This is a genomic window from Nostoc sp. (assembly GCF_036917515.1).
GTDB lineage: Bacteria > Cyanobacteriota > Cyanobacteriia > Cyanobacteriales > Nostocaceae > Nostoc.
The window spans coordinates 1-941 of the sequence record NZ_JBALDE010000150.1 but is presented as its reverse complement, the minus strand read 5'-3'; the positions used below and the strand labels follow the sequence as shown (position 1 = coordinate 941).

The 941-nt window shown below is 34.6% G+C and carries 1 protein-coding gene; it reads left to right on the top strand.

Features of this window, described 5'->3' with window-relative positions; all coding sequences use genetic code 11:
- The coding region (locus V7K89_RS19410) for a CAAD domain-containing protein (RefSeq protein ID WP_335189911.1) at window positions 1-697 on the top strand (697 nt) is incomplete at its 5' end.
- Window positions 698-941: the final 244 nt, after the last annotated feature.

Genomic DNA, 941 nt, shown 5'->3' with positions numbered 1-941 from the left:
CTTTGAAGGTGCGGTGAACATGGCACGTGATATGTACAATGCCATTTACTCACCTTTGATGAAATTGGCTCAAATTGATATCCGTGATGAACAAATAAAAACTGTTATCCCTGAAGAAAACAGTAAACTTGGGGAGAGCAAAGTAGAACAACCAAAATCTTTTGATATTACATTAACCGAATCTATCGCAGGGCTTGAAAGCTCAAAAGTTGAAACTCAACCATTACCACTATCTGCTGATAAACTATTACATCAAGAGAGCGAAGTAGAACAATCGAAATCTTTTGATATTATATCAACTGAATCTATCGCCGGGCCTGAAAACTCAGAAGTTGAAACTCAACCATTACCAACACCTGTTAATCAACCATTACCTCAATGGCAGCAAAATAATAGTAAAATTTCTGAATATTTGGAGCAAGTACCTAAATATTTAAGTAGATTTTCCATAGAAATTCAAGTGCCATTCATTTGTTTTACTACAATTATTACAGCGACTATTGCAGTTAAGATAGTTTTAGCTGTACTAGATGTAATAAATGAAGTTCCGCAGTTAAATCTAGTTTTTGAGTTGACTGGAATTGGTTACTTAATTTGGTTTGTTTTCCGATATCTATTCAAAGCTTCTACTCGGCAAGAATTAGCTGCCCAAATTAGCTTGATCCAAAAAGAAATTGTCCAGGGGCAAGATTCATAAGCTGTTATATCTCTATATTTGCTTTCTTTCACTATGAAAGAAAGCACAAGGCAAACACATTCATGCTATAACAGTTCTAAATCATTTGTAAAATATTTTTGGAGTTGGCTGTCATTAGTTATTAGTCATTAGTTATCTGACTTTTCCCATTATCTCCTTGATTGAGCGATCGCTTACTATACCCCTAGCCCAAAGCCCTATTCTCTCGTGAATTATTGTCACTAATATTAAGTGATTGAGAATC